This window comes from Sandaracinaceae bacterium, from assembly GCA_020633055.1.
Taxonomy (GTDB): domain Bacteria; phylum Myxococcota_A; class Polyangia; order Polyangiales; family Houyiibacteriaceae; genus JADJJE01.
In genome coordinates, this window is sequence record JACKEJ010000009.1 from 458,584 (window position 1) to 478,566 (window position 19,983).

Consider the following 19,983-nt stretch of genomic DNA (forward strand, 5'->3'; position numbering starts at 1 on the left):
GCCGCGGGTGTAGCAGGGGCGTGAGGGGGGAGCACGCCGGGCCCCCTGCATCGGCCTCGCCGAAAACTTGTGCGCCAAGGTCGGACATGTAGGATGAAGGTCTACAGGAGAACTCACCATGACGCTGCGCCACACCGCCGAACGCCGCTCGATCCGCCGCCAGGTCGACCTCCCCTGCCAGGCGGTCGCCGAGGAGGGCTTCCGCTTGCTGGGCGAGCGCGTCACGGATCTGTCCCCAGAAGGTATGCAGGTCGTCAGCAGCGCCCAAGTGCGCGTCGGTGAGCCCGTGCTCGTGAGCTTCCGCGCGCCCTACAGCGACGACTGGATGGACGCGGAGGCGGAGGTGGCGCGCGTCGTTCGGGGGCATCGAGGCACCGACAAGGGGCGCTCCATCGGTCTGCGCTTCACTCATCAGTCGGCCTTCGACCGCGTCATGCTGAGCGAGCGGCTGCGGCACCTCGTACCCCCACCGCCAGCGCGTCAGCTGCGCCGGGACTATGCCGGCTTCGTGCGAGGCGTGGACTTCCTGTCTCACAAGAGCCTCGCGCGCCACGGGTTCGAGTATCTGAGCGAACGCCTCTGAGCGCGCGCGTCTGAGCGAGACCCTCCGGGGGGTCAGGGTGCGGGGACCGCGCTGAGGCGTTCGGTCATCGCGCTGCGCAGCTCCTCCGCGCGGGCGTCCGAGATCCCCAGGCGCTTCGCGAGCCCTTCGTGGAACGCGGCCTCGGCGCGGTCGACGTGGCCGTCCGTGCCCGCGAGCTCCCAGCTGAGGGCGAGCATCAGCTCGCGCAGCACGGGGTGGGTCAGCCGTTGCTCGAGGTCGTCCAGCGACGGAGGGTCGTGCACGGCCGACACGAGCGCGTCCACCGTGTCGTCGTCCAGCTGCGACGCCATGACCACCTGCTTCACGAAGTGGGCTTCTTCCGGGTCCAGGTTGCGGTCTGCGTTGGCCATCCAGATGCAGATCTCGATGGCGGCGCGCTTCTCACGCACGGCGACGTCGGCGCTCTGCTCGGCGAACCACGCGCGCAGCGCGTCGAGTCGCTCTTCGCCGACCACGTAGGCGGCCACGGCCAGCCCCGCGGCCTCCTCGCCGCTGACCACCCCGCTGCGGGCGAGGGTCCCAATCCACGTCGACATCGCGCTGGTGGCTTGCATCATGCCGAGCACTCTACCAGAGCTTCGCGCCAGCGTGGGCGTGCAGAACTTTGGTACGCTCCCGCCGATGGAGCCGCGCCGCAAGTCGCTCACGCACCTCGGGCTCCGCTCCCAGATCGTGCTCGCGCTTTCGGTGACGTTCGTGTTGGCCTTCGGCCTCTTCGCGGTCGCGCTCGTGCGCATCACGCAGCGAGGACGGGCGGACGACCGTGTCAGTGACGTGCGCGCGGCCGCGACGCTCTTCGCTCGCGCCCTCTCGGCGCCGAGCGAGCAGCCGCGGGAGCGGTTCGTGGCGCTCAGCGCGGCGTTGCTGGGCGAAGCCGGGGTGCGCGGCGTAGAGCTCGAGCAACTGGAGAGCGAACCGTGGGTGCGCGGCGTGACGGGGCTCGGCGCTCCGGTCGACGCGACGCTCGACGACGGTCGTCGGCTGCGCTTGTGGGTGCGCGCGCCTGCGGTGGACACTTCGCCGCACCTGTCACTGGTGCTGGGCTACGTGTCCGTGACGGGCGCGTTCGTGTTGCTGCTCGCGTACGTTGCGCTCACCGCGCTCATCGTCCGGCCGGTGGAGCGCATCACGCAGGCCGTGACGCGCCTCGCCGAGGGCAAGCTGCGGCACGACGTGCCGGTCAGCGGCGCCGCCGAAGTGGCGGAGCTCGCCGTCGGCTTCAACCGCATGGCGGCCCAGCTGCGCGCCGATCGCGACGCGCTCGAGCGCCGCCTGCAGGAGCTCCTGACCACCACCCGCGAGCTCGAAGCGGCGCAGGCGCAGGTGGTACGGGGCGAGCGCCTCGCCTCCGTCGGGCGTCTCGCGGCGGGCGTGGCGCACGAGCTGGGGAACCCGCTGAGCGCCGTGGTGGGCCTGCTCGAGCTGGTGCGCGAGGGCGACCTCGACGCCGAGGAGAGCGCCGAGTTCCTCGCCCGCGCGCAACGCGAGACCGAGCGCATGCACCGCATCATCCGCGACCTGCTCGACTTCGCGCGTCAAGGCACGGCGGCGGTCGACCCAGCCGCGCCATCGGGGGACGCGGACGTCGCCGCCATCGTGGACGAGACGCTGCGCCTGCTCGCACCCCAGAAGGACATGGGGCGCGTTCGCCTCGAGCGAGCCTTCGAGGAGGGCCTCCCGCACGCCGCCGTGGACCCCGAGGTGGTGCGGCAGGTCGCGCTCAACCTGTTGCTGAACGCGGTGGACGCGCTCGCTGGCGATGGGCTCGTGCGGGTGACGCTCGCACCTGACGGGGAGGAGCTGCTGCTGCAGGTGAGCGACAGCGGGCCGGGGATCGCCCCCGTCGTGCGCGAGCACCTCTTCGAACCCTTCGTCACCACCAAGGCCGCTGGGGAGGGGACGGGGCTGGGTCTCGCCGTGGTGCATGGTCTGGTGGAGCGCGCGGGCGGTCGCATCGCGGCAGATGACGCCACCGAGGAAGAGGGGGGTGGGGCCCGCTTTCGCGTGTGGTTCCCGACGCCGTGACACAAAAATTACAAGGGATGCACGGTGTCGGCGGGGGCGCGTGATAAAGGTGTGGAGTCGCCTCGAAGGAGCTCTGTGCGCATGAAGAAGTGGATTGGAAAGACGTGGCTGCGCGTGGCGGGCTGGACGCTCGAGGGCGAGGCCCCGACCGAGAAGCGCTACGTGCTCATCGCGGCGCCGCACACGTCCAACTGGGACCTGCCCTTCATGCTGGCGTGCTCGTACATCTACGACCTGCCCATGCACTGGATGGGCAAGGACAGCCTCTTCAAGGCGCCGCTCGGCTGGCTGCTCACGCCGCTCGGCGGTCTGCCCATCGACCGCACCAAGCCGGGTGGCGTCGTCCAGCAGCTGACCGAGCGCTTCGCGGACCTGGCCGAGCGCGACGAGGCGTTCGTGCTGGCCGTCCCCGCGGAGGGTACGCGCAGTAAGAAGCCCATGTGGAAGTCGGGCTTCTATCACATCGCCCGCTCGGCCGACGTGCCCATCGCCCTCAGCTATCTGGACTGGAAGACCAAGCGCACCGGCATCGGCAAGGTCATGCGGCCGAGCGGCGACATCAAGGCGGACATGGACCAGATCCGTGCGTTCTATGCGGGTATGGAGGGCAAGTTCCCAGGCGAGTTCACCCCGCCCCTGCTGCGTGAAGAGCTCGAGGAAGAGACGAGCGAAGCGCTCAGCGACGTGGGCTGAACCACTGGCTCCGCGGACAGGCGCGCGCCACCGGCAGACCGTCCGGCGCGCCCGTGGAGTCCAGAGCGATCACGAGCGCCGCAGCGTGCAGGTGGCGCGCTACTCGTTCGCCAGGTGCTGCTGCCACTGCACCGGCAGGTCCAGCCAGCCCTCGCCGTGCAGGTACGCGTAGATGGCGTTGCACCACACCGCGCAGATCTCGGCGTAGATGCGCGGGTCGGCCGCGAACTGCAGTGTCTCGGGACGGAACGCGTCAGCGCCCTCCTCGTTGAGGTGGGCGGCCAGCGGCGCCTGCATGTGGCTCAGCATGTTGTCGAGGAACTTGCGCTCGAACACCTTGCGGAACTCGGGGAACGAGGCCTCCTGGATCTTGTAGGTGAGCGCAGCGCCGTGCGCGACGCGGCTCTCGCGCACGACTTCCCACGAGAACTCGCCGAGGCTCTCCCGGAAGTCGCGCATGAGGAACACGAGGAGCACGTCCCGGTAGACCATCAGCAGCCGCTCGAGCTCTGGGCGGCTGCGTGCGAGGGTCTCGGACACCAGCATCTTGGAGAAGCGGTGCAGACGCTCCACGGCGTCGGCCTTCACCTTCTCGTCGCGGTAGTTGAGGGTGCGCAGTTCGTCGACCAGCAGCGCCTCGTTGTGGTGCAGGACGTGGAACAGCGCCTCGTCCGCGTACGCGAACACCGTCTTGGCGCTCTGGGCCACGGACGGGTTGGCGTAGATCTCGGATGTGAAGAACAGGTTCGTGATCTTGCGCTGGATCGTCTCGATCTTGTGGCGCAGGAACGCCTCGCGGCGCGCCGAGACCATCTTCTCCAGGAGCTCACGCAGCCCCTTCATGAGGGCAATCTCGATCTCGGCGGGGTCGGTGGGAGCGGCGCTGGCGAGCTGCTCCTTCTGCAGCGACTGCAGCTCGGCGACCACCTGCGCGGTGATCGCGTCGAGCTCCGCGTTGGTCTGGATCTGCGGCTCGAAGTACACGACGCGCGCGTTCAGCTGCTCGTCGCGGAGGCGCAGCACGTTCTCGGCGAGCTCGATGCGAGCGAGCGTGGCTTTGGGAACGGGAGGGGCTGCAGTGCCGGTACGCACGCTCGGGGGCGGAGGAGGGGGTCCCGCCTGAGAGGGCCGAGCCGCAGCGGAAGGAGCGCTGGGCGGCGCCGCGCGATTCGGAGGAACAGGCGGCTTGGGCACGGACATGGCCGCATCGTGCCCGTGGTGCGTTGTCGGATCAACCGTCTCGTGCAGCCCGTGGGGGCGGTCGGGACGCTCAGGCGCTCTTGGCGCGCTTTCGGGTCGAGGCCGGCTGCAGCCTCTCGCCGACGAAGGCGCCCATCAGCGTGGCCAGGACCCCGAGGAGGCCACCCACCACGTAGGCGAGCTTCGGCAACTCGTACACGTCGGCGATGCTGTCCAGGTATGCCAGCGTGGGGAGCACGGCCAACAGCGCGCCCACAGGGGGCTCGAGGAACGTCTTACCGGGGGAGAGGAACCCGACGATGACGGCACCCACGAACCACACCCCGCCCGCGATGAGCAACCCCACCGAGCCCTGCGGGTCGTATGTGGCGATCACCATCGGGAGCCCAGCGAACACGATCGCGCCCAGGATCATGTCCAAGACGAAAGCGATCAGCACCCACTTCCACTCGAACGTGTCTTGTTGATACTGGCGCGCGAGCTCCTCGTCCTCGCTGAGGCTGCGCGTCAGCTCCTCCAGGCGTGCGCCGCATGACGCGCATCGCTCGCTGCTGATGGGGTTCGAGGCGCCGCAGACGGCGCAGCTGATCGTATCGGGGTTCGCCATTCGAAGATCTCTCGGGCCGCAGTGTCGCGCGGATCGGGGGTCGGACGCAACCCCCGAGACCCCCCACAACGAGAAAGCCCGGCGCGCAGGCCGGGCTCTCTCAGGGGTAGGTACCGAAGGGGCTCACTCGTCCTGGTGGATGATGTTGAACTCCACGCGGCGGTTGCGCGCCAGATCCTCCTCGGACACCGCGTCGGGCACCAGCGGGCGGGTCTCGCCGTAGCCCTCCGACTGCAGGCGGCGCGCTTCCACGCGACCCTGGCGGCGGAGGTAGTCCATCACCGCGCGTGCGCGACGCTGCGACAGGCGCAGGTTGCTCGAGTCACGACCGCGGCTGTCCGTGTGACCCTCGATCGAGAGCATCTGGATCTCGGGGTGGTTGCGCATGACCGACGCGATGTTGTCGAGCAGGGGGTAGGACCGACGCTCGATGCGATGGCTGTTCGTGCGGAAGTACACGTTGTCGAGGATCTCGATGCGGTCTTCCTGCAGCACGACCAGCTGCTGCTCCTGGCAGCCATGGTTCTCGACGCTGCCGGGCTCGTCCGGGCAGTTGTCGCGGCGGTCGACGACGGTGTCACCGTCGCGGTCCGAGTCGGGGCAGCCGCGGTTCTCGATGACGCCAGCCTCGTTCGGGCAGCGGTCCTCGAGGTCCACCACACCGTCACCGTCGTTGTCCGCCTCGGGGCAGCCGTCCGTGTCCTCGAAGCCGTCGAGGTCCTCGGCGTCCATCGGACAGCGGTCGTTCACGTCGAGCACGCGATCGTTGTCGTTGTCGGGGTCGGGACAGCCGTCCTCGTCCTGGAAGTTGTCGCGATCCTCGGGATCGTCCGGGCACTGGTCGTCCACGTCCTCGATGCCGTCGCCGTCGCGGTCCGTCTCGGTCGGCTCCAGCTCGGGCTCGGGCTCGGGCTCGGGCTCGGGCTCCACGCGATCTCGCGCCAGGAGCTCGAAGCTGAAGCTGAGGCCGGCGAAGATGGCCGCGTCCGTGTGGTTGTCGGAGGTCCGCTCGATGACGGAGTCCGGCTTGCCGTCACCCGCGAAGAGCAGGTACGCGCGCACGAAGAAGCCCATCGAGAACGGACGTGCGATGGACAGGTCGTAGCCCAACGCGCCGTCGAGGCCCACCTGGATGCCGTCGAAGTTGTGGATGCCAACATGTCCGCTGACCCAGAAGCCGCCGGCGATGTCGCCGTTCGATTCGTTGTTGTACCCGTCCTGCGGGTCGATCAGGCGCACACGCACACCGACGCCAGCCATCCACATGGTCGAGCCGCCGAACCGGCCGCGCGACGGGTCGGCCAGGTCGCGCAGGGGGCCGTCCGCCATCTCGAGCAGGTAGCCCGCGCCGCCGATGACCTCCAGTGCCAGGGGCCCCGACACCACGTAGTCCAACGAGAGCCAGCCGCCCAGCCCGAGACGGGCGGTCAGGTCGTTGTTCCCAGGAGGCGCGAGATATCCCATGATGGGGATACCGGCGCCGAGATCGACGTGGAGATTCAGGCGCCCCGAGTCGGCGTTTGCGGTGCTCGGAGCCCAGGCGACGAGTCCGCCGCACAAAGCGGCGATGACGGCAGCGCGGAGCGTGCCCCTGATAGTCTTGGTCATGATGCGGCTATTGGGCACGGTTTATGGCTGGCGGTCAAGTCCGGGACGCGACCCCCTCGTGTATTGTCTCGTACCGCGGGTCTCCTGACACGTATGGGGGCGACGCCTTGCGGGGCCGCGTGCGCCCGCCCACACCTCGTCCATGAGCGACGGACAGTGGTGGGGCACCCACGAGGTAGGCCCGGGTGGACGGCTCGAGCTGACGCTGGGGCCCCTGACGCTGTGGGTCAGCCGCTTCGAGCGGGAGTGGCGCATTGGGGCCACGCGCGAGGGCGACTCGCTGCGGGGCGGGGCCGAGCTGCACGTCCACCCGCGCGGCGAGGGCGGCGGGAGCGTCGACGACACGGAGTGGGACCGCTTCGCGCAACGTGAGACGGCGAGCCGGGTCACGCTCTCGCCGGCGCTGATGGACCGGGCGTTCGTCGTGCGGCCGTACGCGAAGCTCCACCTGCTCCCTCACCAAGAAGTTGTCGTCTATGTCACGACGCCTCTGGTCGTGCGTGTGGCGGATGGGGAGGCGACGGCGCCGATGGTGGAGGTCCCCGTCACGCAGCCCTCCGAGACGTGGCATGGGCGCACGACGATGGACGGGAGCGTCTGCTACGCAGGCCGCACGCACGCGCGGCTGGATCGCGCCGAGCTCGAGCAGCGTCAAAGCCGGGCCACCACGGCGATCTGGCTCTTGAACCGGCACGAGGAGCCCTATTGGGTGGAGCGCCTCTACGTGCCCGTGACCCGCATGGCGTTGTGGGCCGACGAGGCGACGGGAGACCTGCGCACCGACGACATCGCGGTCACACGAGGACGTGACGGGGAGGACGTCTCCGTGCGGCCCGGCGCGCCGGTACCTGGGGCCGTGCGCGTGGCGCCCCCCCGCGAGCTGCAGCAGGGCGTGTCCGTCTTGCAGATGCTCAACCACTTTTGGGGGGCCGGACGATGAGCCAGGTCTTGCTGAGTCTGCGCGAGCTGCTGCGCGATCCAGACGTGCGCGCGCCCGCGCTGGCCTTCGCGTTCTGGGTGGTCGGGCTGGTGGTGTCGCGCCTGGCGGTGGGCGCGCTCACCCGCTTCGCTGGGCGTCACCTGGACGCTCAGCGCGTGCAGTCCGTCCGGCGCATCTCTTTCTATGCGCTCGTCGGCTTGGTGACGCTCGCCGCGCTGCACCGCGGCGGCGTGGACATGAGCGTGTTCTTCGGCGCGGCCGGCATCCTGACCGTGGCCTTCGGCTTCGCGTCCCAGACGAGCATGTCGAACCTCATCAGCGGGGTGTTCCTCATCGGGGAGCGCTCCTTCGAGCCGGGGGACATCATCTCCGTCGGAGCCACCGTGGGCGAGGTGCTGAGCATCGATCTGCTCTCGGTCAAGCTCAGGACGCCCGAGAACCTCTTCGTGCGCGTTCCCAACGAGACGCTCATCAAGACAGACATCGTCAACCTGAGCCGCTTCCCGATCCGGCGCGTGGAGATCGACTTCCGCGTCGAGTACGACACCGACCTGGCCACGCTCGCGAAGCTCCTCGACGAGATCGTCCACGAACTCCCGCAGTGCCTGCTGGAGCCCAAGACCCACTTCTTCGTCCAAGACTTCACGGACGCCGCCGTGTGGGTGAAGTTCCGCTTCTGGACGCGTCGCGAGATCTTCCTGGAGGCCCGCGCGACGGTGCAGGCGCTGGCGCAAGAGCGCCTCGCGGCCGCAGGGATCCGTCAGCCCACGCAACGTCTGCGGATGGAGCGCAGCGCTGACATGGCGAGCGCCGTGCGCGAACGCGACACTACAGCGTGACGCTGGCCTCGATACGCGCCACTTCGTCGGCTGGGAGCTTGGCCCCGTGCGTGAGCGCGCGCAGGCGCAGGCGTTCGTCCTCGGAGATACCGCCGCTGGTGGCTGCCAGCGCGTAGGCGAGCCGGGCACCTACCTTGGCGAGACGGGCTTCGGCCAGGTTGACCCCCACCTGCTCCGCGAAGCGTACGCTGCCGCTGGCGGAGATACGTTGACGAGCGCCCTTGATGTGCTCGGTCAGCTCGTCGTCGGACAGCGCGTGGCCCAGCGACGACGACAGCGCCACTTGGATGCCGTCGATCTCGTCGCGGTCGATCTCGAGGTCGGCGTGCGCGACCACCACGACCAAGTTGACGAGCAGGCGGAGCTGCAAGGGCGTGAACGCGGCGGCGTCCTGCGCGATGAGTTCGGCGAGGGCGGAGTTCATGGATGTCGGGAGCCTACCACGGGGACGCGCACCTCGCGCTCTCCCCTGCAAGCTCGGGCGGCCGGGCGTGACCGACGCAGGGTGCCGTCGCGTCGCGCCACGCCCTTCGCGAACGAGCATCGGCCGGCCGCCCCACACCCACGAGGTGGCCCAGAGCGCAGCGACCACCCAAGGCGCATGCGGGAGAGGGGGTCTCGAACCTCGCGGCGGCGTACCCCTGTCTCGACCGTCGTCCCTACGCTACCCTGATCGAGTCCACCCCATGTCCGCGCTCCGCAAGATCTGTCCCGCCTGCAGCACGCCGTACCACGCGGCGGCGACGTTCTGTCAGCTCGACGGAACCGCGCTCGTCGAGCAGGAGATGTCGCTCGACCCGCTGGTGGGGACGCGCCTGCTCGAGCAGTTCGACGTGCTCGAGGCGGTGGGCTCCGGCGGGATGGGCACCGTGTACCGCGCGCACCAGGCGTCGCAGCGCCGGGACGTGGCCATCAAGATCCTCCACCGCGACCTGGCCAAGAACCAGGACGCCGTGCGCCGCTTCCAGCGTGAGGCGCGCGTCGCCTCCTCGCTCGATCACCCCAACCTGGTGGACGTCTACCTGTTCGGCGAGCTCCCGGATGGCAGCCTCTACTTGGTGATGGAGTACCTGGAGGGGCGCACGCTCGCGCAAGCCCTGTTCGAGGACGGCCCGTTCCCGCTCGCGCGGGCGCTGCGCGTGGCGCACGCGGTCGCGCTGGGCGTCGGCGCCGCTCACCGGCAAGGCATCGTCCACCGCGACGTCAAGCCCGAGAACATCATGCTGGTGGCGCGCGATGGCGACCCGGACTTCGTCAAGGTGCTCGACTTCGGCATCGCGCGGCTGCTGTGGGACGAGCAGAGCCACGTCACGCAGTCGGGGGTGATCTTCGGGACGGCGCGCTACATCTCGCCCGAGGGCGCCTCCGGGGAGGCGACCGACGCACGCTCCGACGTGTACTCGCTGGCCGTGCTCACCTATCAGCTGCTGACGGGCAGCGTGCCCTTCGACGACACGTCGCCGGTGGCGCTGCTCATGAAGCACCTGCGCCAGAAGCCGCCGCCGATCGACTCGCGGCCTGGTGGAGCGCACGTTCCGTCGGCCATCGCCGAGGTCGTCATGCGTGCGCTGGGCAAGCACCCGGACGCACGGCACGACAACGCCGCGGCGTTTGCGCGCGCGCTCGAGAGCGCCGCTGCGGTCGCGGGCGTCGCCATCACGCCGGAACAGGCTCGCGCGGCGCTCAAGCCGTCATCGGCCACGCTGCTCCAAACGGGGGTGCTGGTGGAGGGGGCGCCCGCGCCACAACCGTCGCTCATGGCGAGACCCGACATGGCCACGCGACGCGACGGCAGCGTGATGCCCGCCCTCAGCGCCGCGGAGCTTCAGCGGCTCGCGCAGCAGGCCGTCGCGCCTCCGGCGGGGGTCGGGCTGTCGCCGCGCGCCGGCCACGCGCGGCAGCTCATGCCCGCCGTCGAGCTGCCCGTGTTGCAGCCGGCCGAGGCGGCGCCCCGTGCCAGCCTCGAGCCACACGCCGGCCTGTCCTACGACGAGTCCTTCGTCGCGATTCCGGGCCTTTCGCGCCCACGCCAACGACCGTATGTGCCGGTGCTGATCGGCTTCCTCGTGGGCGTCCTCGGAGTCGGCGGGGTGGCGCTCTACTTGATGCAGCGAGGTGAGCAGGAGGCGCTCGAGCAGCAGCGCAGCCTCGAGGTGCGAGCCCGCGAGGCGCTCAGCCACGGGGCCATCGACTCGCCGCCAGGTGACAACGTCCTGGAGCTCACGGGCCGCCTGCTGGAGCAGGATCCTGCGCACGCGGGTGCCCGCGCCATCCGACGCGAGGCAGCGCTCTTGTTGCGCGAACGAGCCGCCAACGCGCGCGCGCAGGGTGATCCGGCTGGGGCCCGCGATGCGTACCAGACGGTCTTGCGCTTCTTTCCCGAGGACAGCGCTGCCACCGAGGGGCTGCGCCTCCTTGGTGCCGTGCAAGACGTCGCCACACCGCCGCCCGTGGCTGCAGGGATCCACTTCGAGCCCGACCCGCCCGCGCAGCGCGAGCGGGTGCGGCTTGTGGGGGTGTTCGGCACCGAGATGCGCCTCCCGGCGGACGTCGTGCCCGAGTTCTCGGTGTTCCGTGCAGGGCGCCGACTCGATCGCTTGCCCGCCACCCCCGGCGACACACGCGGTACGTGGGTGGCCGACTACGCGTTCGCTGCGGCAGGCTCGCACGAGGTGGCCCTCGAGTTCGGCGTGGGCGCGCAGCGCGTCATGCTGCGCCAGGAAGTCACCGTCGACCGGCCGGACAGGCCCTCGCGCCCCAGCGTGGGCACCAGCGCGATGAGCGCGCCGCCGCCCGCCCCGGCCGCGCCCGTCGTCCCCGCAGGCACCTTCCGCCCGCTGGGGCCACCGACGTCTCCGTCTGGGCCCGACGCGCTCCCGCCGCCACCGCCCGCCGAACCCTCCACGCCGACGCGTGTCCCCGCGCCCGCCAGCAGCATGCAGGACGGCATCGACTGGGCCGTGCCGGATCCGCCTGCGAGCACCGAGCCTCCCCCCTGGACCGGATAGTCCCCCGCGCACGCTCCCAGTGGTCGCACCACGTTGCCCTGCGGGGAGCGCTCCACGCGCCCTCCACCGCTACGTGGGCTGGCCGTCGCGCTGCGCGTCCAGGCGGCGCACGAACTCACCCAGCACACGCCTGTACAGCTCGTCCCCGAGCAGCGCGTCCTCGACACCCTCGTCGATGCTGGGGTTGTCGTTGACCTCGATCACCACCGCGCGCTCGCCCACCTGCTTGACGTCCACACCGTAGAGGCCGTCGCCGATCAAGTTGGCCGCGTTCATCGCCGCCTCGAGCACGTTCGCTGGCACCGCGGAGATGGGCAGCGTCTCGAAGCCGCCTCCCGTGTCGTCGGCCTCTGCCGCGCCGTGGTTGTAGATCTGCCAATGCGAGGGAGCCATGAAGTACTTGCACGCATACAGCGGCTGACGGTTCAGCACGCCGATGCGCCAGTCGTACTCGGTCAGCATGAACTCCTGCGCGAGCAGCAGGGCAGACCGCTCGAAGAGCTTCTTCGTGACCTTCAGCAGCGAGGGCATGTCCTCCGCCAGCTCGATGCCCTTGGAGAACGCACCGTCGGGGATCTTGACCACCACCGGGAAGCTCAGCGCGTCGGCCACCTGCGAGAGGGACTCGGGGCGCGTGCGGTAGAGCATCGCGGCGCGCGGCGTGGGGACGCCCTTGGTCTTGAGCAGGTCCCACAGAAACAGCTTGTTGGTGCAGCGCAGGATGGAGCTGGGGTCGTCGATGACCACCATCCCCTCGTTCTCCGCGCGCTTGGCGAAGCGGAACGTGTGATGCGTGACGGCCGTGGTCTCGCGGATGAAGAGCGCGTCGTACTCCGCCAGGCGCCCGAAGTCGCGCTTGCGGACCCGCTCCAGCAAGAGCCCCATGTCCTTGGCGACCCGCTCGAACCGCGCGAGCGCCGCCGGGTCGCTGGGGGCCAGCTTCTCGTTCGGGTCCACCAGCATCGCGACGTCGTAGCGGTACTTGGTGCGCGCGCGCGGCTCGAGCCACATGCGGGTGCTGAAGCGCTCGAGGGCCAGCGCAAATTCTTCCTCGGCCGTGTCGCCCAGCTTGGGCAAGCTACCCGCCGTGACGGAGGCGATGGCCCACGACTTGCGCTTCTTGAACCGCACCTTGAGGATGGGGCACGGGAACATCTCGAAGATCTGGCTAGCGATGTCCTGCAGGGGCTCGACCGAGGTCGACCCGAAGTGGATGATGAGGTCGAGCGAGCGCACCTCGGCGCTGGTGTACGCCTCGAGCGCGGCCTCGACGGCTTCGTCCAGGCTCTCCGTGTCGAGGGAGTAGATGGAACGCTTCCGCAGGTCGTTGAGGGTGCGCACGGAGGGCAGCACGCGGTGCCCACGGGCCTCCGCGAGCAGCGAGCAGTAGTAGCCGTAGCTGAGGTACTTCTGGCTGCGGCACAGGTTGATGACCCGCACGTGGTTCGGGTCGTGTCCCCCTACCTGCGTCCCCGCGAGGTAGTCGTGGACGGTCATCACGTCGTCGCTCGGATAGAGGTTGGCCCAGTCTTCGAGCTCGGTGACCACGATGATGAGTTTGCGCATAGACGGCGACCGCTAGAATTGGTGTCCGTGCGGTGGTACGCAAGCCCTCGCGAGCGAATTCGGAAGCATGACGACCCCCCCTCCACCGACCATCGAGCTCCGTCCCGCACGCACGGAAGATTTGCGTGCGCTCGTCGCGCTCGAAGAGGCGTGCTTCGACTACGACCGCCTCTCGCGGCGCAACTTCCAGTGGATGCACCGCCGCGCGAACGCCGCCTTGATCGTCGCGTCGGAGCCGCTCGGTGACGGCGACCCGACGCGTGAGGTCAAGCTCTACGGATACGCGTTGGTGCTGTTTCATCGCGGCACCTCGCTCTCACGCCTCTACTCCATCGCGGTCGCGAACGACGCGCGTGGACAGCGCCTCGGCGTGCGGCTGCTGGAGGCGGCTGAAGCCGAGGCCGTGGCGCGCGGCGCGGTGTACTTGCGGCTGGAGGTGCGCGCGGACAACGCCACCGCCATTCAGCTCTACGAGACGCGCGGCTACGTGCAATTGGAGCGTGTCGAGGGGTACTACGGCGAACACGGGGACGCGCTGCGCTTCGAGAAACGCGTGCGCTATCCGGGGCTCGAGAGCCAGGTCTGGGCCACGCCCTACTACGAGCAGAAGACCGAGTTCACCTGCGGCTCGGCGTCGCTCATGATGGCGATGGCCGCCCTCGACGACGACTACGCGCCGTCACGCCAAGAGGAGCTCCAGATCTGGCGTGAGGCGACCACCATCTTCATGACCAGCGGTCACGGGGGGTGCAGCCCGCACGGCCTCGCGGTAGCCGCGGCGGGCCGGGGCTTCGGAGTGACGGTCTACACCAACACGGACGCGGTGCCGTTCTTGGAGGGGGTGCGCGACGAGGCCAAGAAGGAGGTCATGACGCTGGTGCACGAGGACTTCCTGGCCAAGCTGGACGCGTCGCACGCCGAGGTGAGCCTCAGCGTGCCCAGCGTGGACGAGCTGCGCGCGCGCATGGACGCGGGCGAGGTGCCCATCGTGCTCATCAGCGAGTACCGGCTGACCCGCCGCAAGGCGCCGCACTGGGTGGTGCTCACCGGGCACGACGAACGCTTCGTGTACCTGCACGACCCCGGGGTGGACGAAGAAGAACACCGCTCGGCGACCGACTACATGCACATGCCCGTCGCCCACGCGGACTTCGAGCGCATGGCGCGCTTCGGTCGCTCGCGTTTGCGCTCCATCGTCATGCTGCGCGCGTCGCCCAACGCCAGCCGTGATCGTCGCAAGCGCGATCGACGACGCTCCGCGAAGCGCTGAGCGCCGACGTCAGGTCAGCGCAGCGTGCGCAGGTGTTGCTCCAGCTGTGCCAGGCGCTCGCGCAGGAACTCGCTCTCGGGTTCCAGCTGGCACGCTCCACGAAGCGCGCGCTGCGCGCCCTTCCAGTCTTGCTGCTTGGTGGCCAGCACGGCGTCGTCGTAGAGGGTGCGCGCCTGGGCGCTCCGGATGCGAGGCGCTGCCGGTGCGACCTTCGGCTTCGGTTTGGCCGCCTCGCGCGCCTCGGACGTCAGTCGTAGCTCACCGCGCTCCAGCGCTTCGTCGTAGCGCGTACGGGACACCGGGTCCGTCAGCACCTGGTAGGCCTCCGTGCCGCGCCGGTAGATGGCGTTCGCCCGTTCGATCTTCTCTGGAGTGGTCCCGGCGAAGCGGTCCGGGTGATAGCGCCGCGCGAAGACGCGGAAGGCCTCCTTGATCTTCGCGATGCTCGCCTCCTCGTCGACGCCGAGCAGCGCGTAGTAGTCGAGGTCGTCGAGGCCGTGGCTCATCGGCCCCCGAGCAGCTGCGACTGCCGCGCGGCCATGCTGCGGATCTCGTCTTCGTCCACTCCGCCCAGGAGGTTGATGCGCGTGGCCTGCTGCTTGCCCGTCTCCACGTCGAGCGCCTTCACGTCGAGCGTGCCGCTGGCGTCGAGGATGAAGGTGACCTCGATGCGCACGTCGCCTCGCGCAGCGTCGCGCAGCCCCGTCAGCTGTACGGAGCCCAGCGCTTGGTTCTCTTCGTACACGCGCGCGTCCCCCTGGCAGATGCGCACCTGGACCTCGGATTGCCCGTCCTGGCCCGTCGAGAAGATGCGGCTCTGCTCGGTGGGGATGGGCGTGTTGCGACGGATGAGGTGCTGACAGTAGCCGCCGACCGTCTCGAGCCCGAGCGACAGCGGTGTCACGTCCATCAGGAGCGGGGCTGGGCCGCTCACCTGCAGCACGGGCCTCACGACCTCGGCGTTCGCGTGCGTCGGGAGCGCCGAGACCATGGGCGCGGGACCCGCCGGCAGCGCCTCGACCAGGTCGAGGTCCTCCATGTCCGGGAGGTCGGCCACGCCCGTCCCGATCATCACCTCGAAGTCCTCGTCGTCGAGCGCCTCGGTGGTCACGCGCGGCCTCGTGACGGGCGGCGGTGGACCGCCCAGCGACTGCGCGGGCGTCAGCACCGGGACCTCGATGCGAGGCGGGGAGGGCGCAGGCGGCAGGTCGCTCTCCAGCAGCTCGAGCCCCTCGAGGTCGTCGAACTCTTGCGTGATGTTTGGCGCCGAGACACCGCTCAGGGTCTGCACGCTGGAGCGTCGGGGCATGTCTGGCGCGTCCAGCGTGTCGAGCGCGCTGGGCGTGACGCGTGGCGGGGCGATGGGCCCGGAGCCCGTGCCGAACTGCGCGGTGTTCTCGCGCTGCCTCCCGGCGCTCTGCGCTTTCTGTGACACGCCCAGGATCATTGGGCGGACATCTGGCGCGGAGGGGTCGTCCAGGCTGAGCAGCGAGCTTCCGTCCGTGCTCGCGCCTACCCGTGGTGTGACGAACGGGCTCTGCGCGCCCGGCATCAAGGTGGGCTTCTTGGGGGGCGTGGGGGCGCGCTCACGGCCTGGCTCACCCAGGGTGGGGTCGTCCAGGTTGAGGAGGGGAGCTCCCGGCGTGGCGCGCTTGGGGACCCCCACCGCGATGGCGGGGACCGCCGACGTGCCACCCCGCGCCTTGGCCGCGGAGGGCGCGACGATCTCCACGGCGACGACGGGCTGCGCGCGCTCCACCTGCGCCGTGGGGGCGAACGCGGGCTGCTTCGGCAGCGCGTCCTTGCGGGCGCTGCTGGCGTTCTGTGCGGCCTTGAGGTCGGTCAGCGACACCTTCTTGAGGGCGACGCGCCCGAGCGCCATCCGACCGCGGGTCGCGTCCGACCCCGACAGCGTCATGGCGTGCAGCGCCGCGCCCTGAGCCACCACCAGGTCCGGGTCGATCTCCTGACGCGGGGTGTGACCGAAGTAGTCGGCCACCAGCTCTCGCACGAGGGGTACCCGTGTGGAGCCCCCGACCATGATGACGCTATCGATGTCGTTGGGCGTCAGGCCGGCGCGCTTCATCGCGAGCTTGCACACCTCGATGCTCTTCTCGAGGGTCGGCCGCATGCGCAGCTCGAGCTCGGTGCGGCTCATGTTGAAGGTGAGGTCGAGGGCGTGGCCGCTCTCGCCGTATGCCAGCTCCTCCACTGTGACCGACACCTGCGACTCGATCGAGAGCTGGCACTTGGTCCACTCCGCGGCGGCGCGGAGCCGCTCGAACGCCTGGGCGTCCCCGCGTACGTCGTAGCGGTGCTCCCGTAGGAAGTGCTCCGCCATCGCTTCGGCGATGATCAGGTCGATGTCGTCGCCCCCGAGGAAGCTGTCGCCCGCGGTCGCGACGACCTCGAACACGTCCTTGTCGAGGTCGAGGATGGTGAGGTCGAACGTGCCGCCGCCCAGGTCGAACACGGCGACGCGCTCCGCGCGGTCCTTGCCGTAGCCGTATGCCAGCGCCGCGGCCGTGGGCTCGTTGATGATGCGCGCGACCTCGAGGCCTGCGACGCGCCCCGCCGCCTTGGTGGCGCTGCGCTGCAGCTCGTTGAAGTTCGCGGGGACGGTGATGACCGCGCGGTTGACTGGCTGGCCGATGCGCGCCTCGGCGATGCGACGCACCTCGCGCAGCACGAACGCGCTGATCTCGGTCAGCGTGTAGGTCTCGTCGCGTACGCTGACGACCACGCCTCCACTCCCGCTCTCGGTCAGCTCGAACGCGAAGCGTGACTTCGCCGTGGCGACCTCGGGGCTCTTGAAGGGACGGCCGATGAGGCGCTTGATCGAGTAGACCGTGTTGCGTGCGTCGATCAGCCGCCGGTCGCGAGCCTCTTCGCCGACGAGGATGCGACGCTCGGGGTGGAAGGACACGACGGACGGGATCAGCCGGTTGCCGGCTTCGTCGGCCAGCACGGTGACCTGCTCACCGTCCGCCACCGCGACGACGGAATTCGTCGTGCCGAGGTCGATTCCTAGAATGATGCCGCTCATCGAGTCTCAGGGGTGGGGGCCGACGAGGCCCCGGAGGGTGATGCTGCCAGAAGCGCCCGCTCCTGACTACCATGACCGGTTTTCGACGGAAGTTCGGCCTCGTGGGAGGCGCCAGCCAAAAATATCGTGCACAAAACTGGACGCGTGATCAGTGGTCGGATGACACTGAACGCATGAACCGTGAACAACTGATCCTGGGTACCCTGTTCTCTCTCTTCGACCTCGCCAACGAGCTCGGCCACACCGAGTCGGTGCGCGTCGCGCGCATCGCCGGGCGTCTGGGTGTGCCCACGTTGGCCGTCCGGGCGGCTCTCGCGCACCTCGAAGAGCGGGACTTGGTGGACGCGGAGCGTGTGCGTCTCACGCTGCGCGGTCTCTCGGTGTCCGCCGCCTTCCGAAGCCAGCAAGCCACGCAGTCGCCTGCGCGCGCGGCGTGAACCGGGAAGTTCGCGTCCTCGCGTGGGAGCGACCCTATTCGTGGGTCTGGCGCTTGGCACTTGGCTTGCGGCGCTTGCGCTTCGGCTTGTCGGGCTTGGCGTCGACGGTCCGGGTCGCCGCGGTCGTTCGGGTCGTCGTGGCCCCCTTTGCCGCCTTGGTCGCTCTGGAGGCTGGGCGAGCGCCTCCTACTTTCCCAGGCCGCGCAGGATCATCGCCGACGCGCGCGGTCGCGTTCGCTTCGCTCGACGCGGCGGGCGGATCCCCTCCGCGGCGGGCTCGCGGCGCGGCCTTGCGACTGGCCTTTGCCGGCCCCCCGCTCTCCCCCGACTTGTGTTGCGTGGGCGTGCGCGTGGGCGGCGTTGGTGTCGAGCGTGCCGCCTCCGCCTTGGTCTCGGTGACGAGGGGCGGCGGGGCGGGTGGCGTGGCCGGCGGCTGCGTCGAGGCGAGGGCCGGGTCGGGCGCCGGCTCGGCGGGCATGTTGGCGGGCGCCGGCTCGGCGGGCATGTTGGCGGGCGCCGGCTCAACAGGCTTATTGGCGGGGTCTGGCTCCACAGGCACAGCAGCGGCCGGAACAGCGTGCGTTTCGGGACGTGCCGCAGCTCGGGGGACGGGCGCTGGCTCGCTCGACGCCGCGGCTGGCGGGAACTGGGACGCGCGGTGAGCGCGCGCGGCCTGCAGCAGCTCGTCGAGCGAGTCGGCGGTCATGCGCGCCATGTCCCAGACGTCGGGCACGAGCTCGGCGTCCACCAAGAAGCTGAAGTCGATGGCGTCCAGGTAGCTCATCAGCGTCAGATTCAGCCCCGCGCCCTCCATGACGGGGCCCAGCGGATAGATGGCCTCGAGACGCGCACCCTCGAGGAACAGCGGATAGCGCGGCCCCGGCACGTTGCTGATGACCAGATTGTGGATGGGACGGTGACGGTTGGCGAGGTTGCGCGTGGAGTAGAAGCGCACGGCGGACGCGAACACGCTCGGGCCCGCCAGCTCGGCCCAGTTCTGCAGCGTGTCGGCCCCCAGCGCGTTGTGCTCCGCCTTGGCGCCCTTGGTGGTCTTGTGGATCTCCTTCAGGCGCTCGACGGGGTCTTCGATGTTCGTGTACAGGCACACGAACATGGCGCTCACCTTGTTGTTGGCCTGACCGAGCTCCTCTTTCTGCCGCACGGACATCGGACACACCGCCGTCAGGGGGGCACTGGGTAGCGCGCCCCGCTCCATCAGGTAGCGCCGCAGCACGCTCCCCGCGATGGCGAGCACCACGTCGTTCACGGTGGTGCCGAACGCGTTCTTGATGTCCTTGATGGTCTCGAGCGGCACGCGCGCGTTGGCGAGCTTGCGCCGCGCGCTGACCGCCCCGTTCCAGGGTGTGCGCGGCGCCACCAGCGGCGTGCCGCCAGGGTCCTGCTCGGGGTCGCGGCGGCGCTTCACCACTGTGTCCACGAAGCGCACCGACTGGCTCAGCACGTTCGCGAACTGGGCAGGCGCCTTGAGCTTCGAACGCAGCGCGAAGCTCACCATCTCGAGGTCGCTCGGGATCCGGTCTGGCTCGCGTGGGGGGACAGGCTTGTCTGGTTCACGCGTGGGGCTGGACTGCAGGAGGTGCATCACGAGCTCCGAGCCAGCCACACCGTCCACGGCGGCATGGTGGAACTTCATGAACAGGCAAAAGCGACCACCCTCGAGGCCCTCGATCACCCACGCCTCCCACAGAGGACGCGAGCGATCGAGCGGCGTGCTGTAGATGCGGCCGACCATCGCGCCCAGCTCTTCCTCCCCGCCAGGCGCCGGCAGCGCGACGTGCCGTACGTGATGGATGACGTCGAAGTCTGGGTCGTCCACCCACAGGGGGTGGTGGAGATCGAGGGGCACGTGGACCAATCGGCGGCGCAGCGCGTAGTGCTCCTGCGCCGCCCGCGCGATGCGCTCCGAGATGGTGTGGAACGAGTAGCCCCCGGGCATGTCCTCGGGGGAGAACACGCACGCAAACCCCACGTGCATCTGCACTTGCGGGGTCTCCATGTACAAAAACGAGGCGTCCAGTCCGGTGAGTCGCTCCATCGAGTCCTCTCGAAAGGCGGGAGTGTATCACCTCGGGGCGACCACGCGCGGCGAGTGTGCTGCGTGGACCGGATCATTTCCGGG

Annotated in this window: 17 protein-coding genes; 8 read left to right on the forward strand and 9 right to left on the reverse strand. The window is 69.7% G+C overall.

Going from position 1 to position 19,983, the window contains the following annotated elements:
• Positions 1-118 precede the first annotated feature (118 nt).
• Positions 119-583 (forward strand): PilZ domain-containing protein, encoded by a 465-nt coding sequence (locus H6726_21955; protein ID MCB9660323.1) that lies wholly within the window; start codon positions 119-121, stop codon positions 581-583.
• Positions 584-615: 32 nt separating this feature from the next.
• Here H6726_21955 and H6726_21960 read toward each other — a convergent pair whose 3' ends face one another.
• On the reverse strand, positions 616-1,161 hold the full coding sequence (locus H6726_21960) for a hypothetical protein (protein ID MCB9660324.1): 546 nt from the start codon (positions 1,159-1,161) through the stop codon (positions 616-618).
• Here H6726_21960 and H6726_21965 point away from each other — a divergent pair.
• A complete protein-coding gene (locus H6726_21965) occupies positions 1,160-2,629 on the forward strand; it encodes a HAMP domain-containing protein (GenBank protein MCB9660325.1) in 1,470 nt (489 codons plus the stop codon). The two genes, H6726_21960 and H6726_21965, sit on opposite strands and share 2 nt — an antisense overlap.
• An 81-nt stretch (positions 2,630-2,710) precedes the next feature.
• Positions 2,711-3,322 (forward strand): lysophospholipid acyltransferase family protein, encoded by a 612-nt coding sequence (locus tag H6726_21970; GenBank protein MCB9660326.1) that lies wholly within the window; start codon positions 2,711-2,713, stop codon positions 3,320-3,322.
• Between the two features lie 99 nt (positions 3,323-3,421).
• On the opposite strand, the gene H6726_21975 is transcribed toward H6726_21970, so the two are convergent.
• The 3 genes from H6726_21975 to H6726_21985 all read right to left on the reverse strand — a co-directional run bounded on the left by H6726_21975 (position 3,422) and on the right by H6726_21985 (position 6,737).
• On the reverse strand, positions 3,422-4,414 hold the full coding sequence (locus tag H6726_21975; GenBank protein MCB9660327.1) for a hypothetical protein: 993 nt from the start codon (positions 4,412-4,414) through the stop codon (positions 3,422-3,424).
• 178 nt (positions 4,415-4,592) lie between these two features.
• A complete protein-coding gene (locus tag H6726_21980) occupies positions 4,593-5,129 on the reverse strand; it encodes a hypothetical protein (GenBank protein MCB9660328.1) in 537 nt (178 codons plus the stop codon).
• Between the two features lie 123 nt (positions 5,130-5,252).
• Entirely contained in the window at positions 5,253-6,737 is a 1,485-nt protein-coding gene (locus tag H6726_21985; GenBank protein MCB9660329.1) for an OmpA family protein, read from the reverse strand.
• Between the two features lie 142 nt (positions 6,738-6,879).
• Between H6726_21985 and H6726_21990 the strand changes: the two genes are divergently transcribed.
• Both H6726_21990 and H6726_21995 read left to right on the forward strand, forming a co-directional pair.
• Positions 6,880-7,677 (forward strand): hypothetical protein, encoded by a 798-nt coding sequence (locus tag H6726_21990; protein MCB9660330.1) that lies wholly within the window; start codon positions 6,880-6,882, stop codon positions 7,675-7,677.
• Complete coding sequence (locus H6726_21995; GenBank protein MCB9660331.1) at positions 7,674-8,516, forward strand: mechanosensitive ion channel family protein; 843 nt, start codon at positions 7,674-7,676, stop codon at positions 8,514-8,516. The genes H6726_21990 and H6726_21995 overlap by 4 nt, the downstream gene beginning before the upstream one ends.
• Here the strand turns inward: H6726_21995 and H6726_22000 are convergent.
• Positions 8,506-8,940: a hypothetical protein gene (locus H6726_22000; protein MCB9660332.1), complete on the reverse strand. Its 435-nt coding sequence runs from the start codon at positions 8,938-8,940 to the stop codon at positions 8,506-8,508. The genes H6726_21995 and H6726_22000 overlap by 11 nt on opposite strands.
• Positions 8,941-9,202: 262 nt before the next feature.
• On the opposite strand from H6726_22000, the gene H6726_22005 reads away from it, so the two are divergent.
• Entirely contained in the window at positions 9,203-11,524 is a 2,322-nt protein-coding gene (locus H6726_22005; GenBank protein MCB9660333.1) for a protein kinase, read from the forward strand.
• Positions 11,525-11,593: 69 nt separating this feature from the next.
• Here H6726_22005 and H6726_22010 read toward each other — a convergent pair whose 3' ends face one another.
• A complete protein-coding gene (locus H6726_22010; protein ID MCB9660334.1) occupies positions 11,594-13,090 on the reverse strand; it encodes a RimK family protein in 1,497 nt (498 codons plus the stop codon).
• A gap of 67 nt (positions 13,091-13,157) precedes the next feature.
• Here H6726_22010 and H6726_22015 point away from each other — a divergent pair, with 67 nt between their 5' ends.
• Positions 13,158-14,360 carry a GNAT family N-acetyltransferase/peptidase C39 family protein gene (locus H6726_22015; GenBank protein MCB9660335.1) on the forward strand — a complete coding sequence of 401 codons (1,203 nt, stop codon included), beginning with the start codon at positions 13,158-13,160 and terminating at the stop codon, positions 14,358-14,360.
• 14 nt (positions 14,361-14,374) lie between these two features.
• Here the strand turns inward: H6726_22015 and H6726_22020 are convergent, their stop codons facing one another.
• Together H6726_22020 and H6726_22025 are read right to left on the reverse strand one after the other, a co-directional pair.
• Entirely contained in the window at positions 14,375-14,866 is a 492-nt protein-coding gene (locus H6726_22020; GenBank protein ID MCB9660336.1) for a DnaJ domain-containing protein, read from the reverse strand.
• Positions 14,863-17,406, reverse strand: coding sequence for an Hsp70 family protein (locus H6726_22025; GenBank protein ID MCB9660337.1), 2,544 nt, complete (start codon positions 17,404-17,406; stop codon positions 14,863-14,865). The genes H6726_22020 and H6726_22025 overlap by 4 nt, the downstream gene beginning before the upstream one ends.
• A gap of 173 nt (positions 17,407-17,579) precedes the next feature.
• Between H6726_22025 and H6726_22030 the strand changes: the two genes are divergently transcribed.
• Positions 17,580-17,843, forward strand: a complete 264-nt coding sequence (locus tag H6726_22030; protein ID MCB9660338.1) for a hypothetical protein — start codon at positions 17,580-17,582, stop codon at positions 17,841-17,843.
• Between the two features lie 34 nt (positions 17,844-17,877).
• Here H6726_22030 and H6726_22035 read toward each other — a convergent pair whose 3' ends face one another.
• On the reverse strand, positions 17,878-19,899 hold the full coding sequence (locus H6726_22035; GenBank protein ID MCB9660339.1) for a wax ester/triacylglycerol synthase family O-acyltransferase: 2,022 nt from the start codon (positions 19,897-19,899) through the stop codon (positions 17,878-17,880).
• Positions 19,900-19,983: the final 84 nt, after the last annotated feature.